The organism is Pseudomonas sp. P5_A2_2, assembly GCF_054177685.1.
Genome location: NZ_JBGCUL010000249.1, coordinates 1 through 5,823, shown reverse-complemented (window position 1 = coordinate 5,823; position 5,823 = coordinate 1). Strand labels below are relative to the sequence as shown.

Annotated in this window: 5 protein-coding genes; 1 reads left to right on the top strand and 4 read right to left on the bottom strand. The window is 55.1% G+C overall.

Annotated features, from left to right (window positions below; all coding sequences use genetic code 11):
- Window positions 1–425: 425 nt before the first annotated feature.
- A complete protein-coding gene (locus ACXRVY_RS15360) occupies window positions 426–1,277 on the bottom strand; it encodes an Nmad3 family putative nucleotide modification protein (RefSeq protein ID WP_458237689.1) in 852 nt (283 codons plus the stop codon).
- A gap of 662 nt (window positions 1,278–1,939) precedes the next feature.
- A complete protein-coding gene (locus tag ACXRVY_RS15355; RefSeq protein WP_223463373.1) occupies window positions 1,940–2,509 on the bottom strand; it encodes a DJ-1/PfpI family protein in 570 nt (189 codons plus the stop codon).
- Window positions 2,510–2,706: 197 nt separating this feature from the next.
- Between ACXRVY_RS15355 and ACXRVY_RS15350 the strand changes: the two genes are divergently transcribed.
- On the top strand, window positions 2,707–3,738 hold the full coding sequence (locus ACXRVY_RS15350; RefSeq protein WP_223463374.1) for an IS110 family RNA-guided transposase: 1,032 nt from the start codon (window positions 2,707–2,709) through the stop codon (window positions 3,736–3,738).
- A gap of 359 nt (window positions 3,739–4,097) precedes the next feature.
- On the opposite strand, the gene ACXRVY_RS15345 is transcribed toward ACXRVY_RS15350, so the two are convergent.
- Window positions 4,098–4,838, bottom strand: coding sequence for an NAD-dependent epimerase/dehydratase family protein (locus ACXRVY_RS15345; protein WP_457266142.1), 741 nt, complete (start codon window positions 4,836–4,838; stop codon window positions 4,098–4,100).
- Between the two features lie 291 nt (window positions 4,839–5,129).
- Window positions 5,130–5,582 carry a thiol-disulfide oxidoreductase DCC family protein gene (locus ACXRVY_RS15340; protein ID WP_223463376.1) on the bottom strand — a complete coding sequence of 151 codons (453 nt, stop codon included), beginning with the start codon at window positions 5,580–5,582 and terminating at the stop codon, window positions 5,130–5,132.
- Window positions 5,583–5,823 lie beyond the last annotated feature (241 nt).

Below are 5,823 nucleotides of genomic sequence, written 5' to 3'. Positions count from 1 at the left end.
TCGAAGACACTGGGTGCGAGACTGGAAATCACGGCACTGACAATTGTGGCGATGCTCATAAGGCTTTACCTCTTCTGTAGTTCACTTGACAAGGACCTAATGTGACACGTGATGAGAGTGAAGTTCACCTCACCGCGACGAACGTGCCTGCCTGAAAAGCCTGTAGTGGCTGCAATCTCCCGGCAATTCCCCGCGCTTGACGCCTCTCGACCGTTCGTCCTTTAAACCCCGTATTTGCTGGGCAAAGTCCGTTTTTTAAGGAGGTCATGACATGTCATGACGGATTTTTCGTGCGGTGGTTGTGACAGTACGTGGACCGAAAATGCCAGCTATCGAGCCCGGGGGAAATGTCGGGTATTGGCCGATTACAGACAGCGTAACGGCCGGCGGATCGTAGTTTGGCGCGGAACCCGCGTCCGCGGCGATCACATAGGTGTRGACTCGCATCGACATGCCTCCTGCGCAAAGAGCTGATCGAGCCACGCGAGCGCATCGGCACGATTCGTGATGTCTGCGACGAATTCCTGACCACGTGCGGTGGCTTCCAGAGTCCCGGACKACGACCAGCGCTGCGATGGGTGATAGGTCAGGCCGACTCCGCCGCGCGCTGAGTTCAACCAGTCAGGTACCGACCAAATGGACGGGCGCAGCGCATGACTCTCGGTCAGTCGAAAGCCTGTCTTGAACAGGCCGAAGCCCGGCTGCCGGGCTATGCGACCGTCCAGCATCAGACGGTCGGCAGCAATGTAAAGCGTGTTGTTTTCCTTCCAGCCGGCCCTGGTGTGTGGGTGTTCTTCGAGCCAAGGGTAGCGTTCAGCCGCGTGCGTTCCATCGACACCCAGAGATAAGACCTCCCCGATTTGCAGCCACCCATATACGCGATGTTCGCGTTGCCCCTCGTATGACCAGCGGCCCTGGATTTGCGTCACCGGCCGGAACAGACCCCAGAAGAGGAACAAATCGCCGACGCCGACACCTTGCCCGGCGAGATGACTTTGAGCTGCGGCAAGCTGACCGAGTGCGCCGCGCCATCCAGGCGCGCGAGGGCGCACGCGGGGATCAAGATCTGGATCGAGGTGGCAAGGTGTTGCTCTCGTGTATCGGCCTCGGGTGAGCTGTTCGATAAGTGTCGGGATCGGTTCGGTCAGGTCGCCGAAGGTGATGGGCGTCGGCATACGTGTGGGGATGGGGAGCGAGATTGGTCGCCCCTCCAGTAGCGGGCTAGGGACTCCGCCGGCGGAGGAGTCGAAACCTTTGCGGGAGAGTACRAGTTTCATAAGCCGCCAGTGGTGAGGAGCCGCTTGAAGTTGTGGTCCGAGGTGATTGGTTCACCGTCGATGCTGAGCGCCGCCAAGGGTTTGAGCGTAGTCCTTCTCTAAGCGGCTATTGCCGATTCAGTGATTGCACCTATTGCTTGGATGACCGCTATAGCTCACCTGGGTGCGCCACGAGTCTCGATATTCATGAACCTCATCCCAGTCCTGACTGTACTCGCAGCGGTGGCATTTCCGGGTAAATTCTTGCACTACTACCATCTGATAAGAAGCGCCTTGAACTGGGGTGCATTTACATGAGTCAGCGAAAATCTTCGAAGAAAGTCCTGGCAGAAGAAATCATACCGGTCGAGCGATAAGAGCCGCACCGCCGCTAATACGCTGATCGTGCTCATCTCTGAATTAGCCAGTCAACCGTCAGAAATCGGCCGATTCTGCTGAAAAAGTCGCTCTGCCCAAACGGCCTGATCATTGACTGGTGATAACGCCTTTTTTGCACGCTGCTACGTGAAATCCGAGTCCGGAAGTCTCTGCCAAAAGTAAAGATTTCAACCTCGGACGCGTACTTTTCCAATACGCAAACCATGGCCGACTTTTCAATAGAATCGGCCAAAGGCTTCCACTCGAACGCATTACCTGATCGGCTGTTTTGTGGGACGAAGCGGTCACCGATGTTCCGCTGCCAACATTGACCTGAACTGAGAAATGATCTCTGAAGATAGCCCGGCAGCTTCGAACACTGCGCAGGTGAAGCTAACGGGTGCAGGGCCTGGAGCGGTTATGATGCGGTCTGCAACCACAGCTACTGGACTGCTTCGATAAAGAGTGCGCCCTTCATAACCTACGGCATTTTGTTGTAAGAAGTCAGCGCTGTTCGAGGTATGAGCAACCGTGTCGAGAAGCCCGGCCCTCGCAAGTGCCAGCGTTCCCCCGCAGATACCGGCAATTGTCGCTCCACTTGAACGACTAGCATGAAGAAAGTCTCGAATATCCGGTGCTTCTGCACGTTCCCAGACCATTCCTCCAATGACGACAACAACGTCCGGTTTCCAGTCCAGACATTGTTGCAAACTGCTATCGACAGTTACAGCCAATCCACCCTGCGAGCGGAACTGCCCCGTAGCAGAAGCGAAAAACCTCACGTCGATCCCGTAAAACGGGGACGCAGTTCCAGCAATGAAAGCATATTCCCAGTCCGCAAAACCGGGTGTCAGTATCAATCCCACGCGTGCCATCAGTCCGAATCCTCCATGAATGCCAATAACACATGGCGACAACAAACATACATCAAGGGCTGCTTTGGGTCGAAATCTGCCCTGCTCGACAGGCATAAATCGGCCAGAAGCGGTGGGATGGACTCCTCCTCACTTCGGCATCTTGAGTGCCAGACTGRAAGTGCGAACCACAGTCAACGGTGAGAAGGAGTCCACACATGAAGCTTATGCGCATTGGGGTCGACCTGGCCAAGAACGTGTTTCAGATCCACGGCGTGGATTGTCATGAGCTACCCATCTGGCGGCAGCGTTTACCTCGTGATCGCTGGCTGCAAACGGTGCTGGAAAAGATCGAACCCGGCTGTGAGATCGGCATGGAAAGTTGTGGCGGTGCACATCATTGGGCGCGGCAACTACAAGCACGCGGATTTCGGGTGAAGCTGATCGCGCCGCAGTTCGTCAAACCGTACGTCAAGAGCAACAAGAACGACGCCAACGATGCCGAGGCGATCTGCGAAGCCATGAGCCGCCCCAGCATGCGCTTCGTCGCCGTCAAGACCATCGAACAACAGGATATCCAGGCGACGCATCGCATCCGGGCCAGCTTAATCGAACAGCGGACGGCCAAAGCCAATCAGATTCGTGGGTTGATCGCCGAGTACGGCCTCGTTGCTCCGAAGGAATTACTGATGCTGCGTCGCGCAATACCGTGCTGGCTAGAAGATGCAGATAACGGTTTGACGGCACGCTTTCGTCGTCTGCTGAATGGCTTGTGGGATGACCTTCGCGCATTGGATGAACGTGTTGGCCAACTCGACAGCGAAATATCTGCAATCGCGGCAAGCGAGCCGACTGCCATCCGTTTGCAGCAACTGCGCGGCGTCGGCCCGATGATCGCCACCGCACTTATTGCTGCCATCGGTGATGCCCGACAGTTTGCCAATGGCCGACAGTTGGCCGCCTCGCTAGGGCTGACGCCAAAGCAACACAGTTCTGGCGGCAAGGATCGACTGCTTGGCATCAGCAAACGTGGGGATGCTTATCTCCGAACGTTGATGGTCCACGGTGCGCGGTCGGCACTGCGCACAGCCAAGTCCAAAGACGATCGACTTAGCCAGTGGGTCGTCCGCTTAGCCGAGCGCTCACATCCCAATGTGGCCGCTATCGCACTCGCGAACAAAACCGCACGCATGGCTTGGGCGATGTTGCGCAACGACACTGATTACCAACCGGATCGGGCTGCGGCCTGATCTACCAAACCGACAAGTCTAACGAGTAAACAAACCGTCTACCCAGATTGCGAAGCAACCCGAACGATGGCAAACCGGTCGAACCGGCGTTGGCAAAACCCTCAAGTGTCCAGGTGCGTAAAGCACGTAGAAGCGATTGGGAGCCGRCGCGCGAATAGCCCATCATGGCCCTGCATCGAAWCGATGCYGWAKYCAGAGGCCGAATATACGTGTGCAGTCGGCACGGGCGCCAAAGCGAAGGAAGCTTCCCAACGAGGAGGAGTCCATATACGGTCTCTCGAAAATCATCAGAGTGGCTCCGACAAAATACGGCCAACTTCTGTCGGATCAGTTAGTCGTTCTTAACGTATTACTCATGTTCAATTAGATTGAGCGTTTCCTTCCAGAATCTCAAACCCATCATCAAGGGGGGCGTATCCAACAACTTTTCTGGTCTTATCAATAGAAAGGCGCTTATACCTGTTGTTTGAGACCCCATGGATAACGTGGAATCCGCTCAGTTCGGCCTCAACGCAATTTCTAAGTAGTGCGACAACATCCTTAAAACTGATAAAAGCAGCTACGTCCCTGGGACTGTGGCTCTCCCCTTGGTGAAACTTGGCTACGTTTGCAATACGGACTGCGATTGTTGTCATGTGACCATCGTTTGCATACATCGAAGCGAGAGCTTCCCCAAACACTTTGCTGACCCCGTAAAGATTGCCTGGTTTAGGTGCCATACATTCATGTATCTGGACATCTTTTGGATAACCTTCAATAGTCTGGGCACTGCTCGCAAATATGAAGCGCTTGCAGCCTTGAGCCCTTGCGGCGAATAGCATGTTGTAGGTCCCCACAATATTCACAGGAAGCAGGGAGGTCATGAAATCGGCGTCTGGGTTAGGGTCAGCAGCTAGATGAATCACGGTATGTATGCCTTCGCAAGCTTCAAGGCAACTGGCTTGATCCCTGATGTCGAGAGAGAAACGTTGTGCCGAGTCCGGAAGTTTTGAAACGTCTATATCGGCTAAACGCAAATCTGACTTATCGCCTTGCGCTGTCCAAAAAGCGCTGCCGATCTGGCCCGCAGCACCGGTGACTAAAATTTTTCGTGTTCTCATTTCAGCATGTCCTTATGGTAAACCTCACTATAGCCTCCCAGCCTTGTGGACCGTTTACAACCTCCAATAAGGGTGACAAGCATCAATTCTAAAGTCCGCTGCTGGCCGATTGTTGCCTTTCACCACCGGTTGAATCCACAGCCGAAAGCAGCCGGTCAGTCAGGGGATAGTTGAAGGGTATTCAGGGTGATGGTGGTAGCTGGCCAGGCAAACTTCGCTAGCATCGTTTGCAGCCATTTGGCGGTGATGCCAGATTGGAACGGGTGATCCGGTTAATGCGTGTGAGGGCGTTCATAGGGGCGCTTTCAAAAAGCGCTGTTCATGATCAGGCTCCGGCAACAGGCACGTGTCGTATTTCCCGAAGAGCCGATAACGATTAAGCGCAATGCGGTCGTACGCCCAATTTCGAAGTTTGCGAGGGAAGATGCGCAACAGGTTCACGGGGCGCCAGAGTGCGGAAAACTGGGCGATGACTTCGAAAAATGCATCCGAACGGTCCCAGTAGTGTCGGTCGCGGATCACCGCCATGGTGTCGAATTGATCCATGGGCAAACCTGCCCACGCGAGCAGAGCCTGCCCCTCGGGTGACTGAACCGCCGCCAACCGCACTCGACGCTGGCGGTCATGGCGAATCAAGAACCTCACCCAGCCATTGCACAGCTTGCAGACGCCGTCGAACAGGACCACCGTCTCTCCTGGTTTGAGCAGTGGCGCGGGTGAGGGGCGGATTTGTGAGGCTGGCATAAGCGTAGGTCCAAGGGAGCCTGGTTATCCCGGATCATAACCGCGTGCCAGCGTTAAAGTCTGCATTTGGCTGTGGATTCAACCGGTCGATGCGACACAACTGAATTCTGTGTAAGCAGAAGGCGTATTGCCGCAGTCCTCAATCGACTGTGGAAAGGCCATGCTTGTGTGCGTAGGCGTACAGATCTACGCGGTTCGTCAGGCCCAGCTTGCTGTAGATCGATGTTAAATGGTTGCGCAG

Excerpts from the sequence above, each read along its gene's own strand:
- ACXRVY_RS15340 (WP_223463376.1), bottom strand. The coding sequence starts at position 5,582 with ATGCCAGCCTCACAAATCCGCCCCTCACCCGCGCCACTGCTCAAACCA.
- ACXRVY_RS15345 (WP_457266142.1), bottom strand. The coding sequence starts at position 4,838 with ATGAGAACACGAAAAATTTTAGTCACCGGTGCTGCGGGCCAGATCGGC.
- ACXRVY_RS15350 (WP_223463374.1), top strand. The coding sequence starts at position 2,707 with ATGAAGCTTATGCGCATTGGGGTCGACCTGGCCAAGAACGTGTTTCAG.
- ACXRVY_RS15355 (WP_223463373.1), bottom strand. The coding sequence starts at position 2,509 with ATGGCACGCGTGGGATTGATACTGACACCCGGTTTTGCGGACTGGGAA.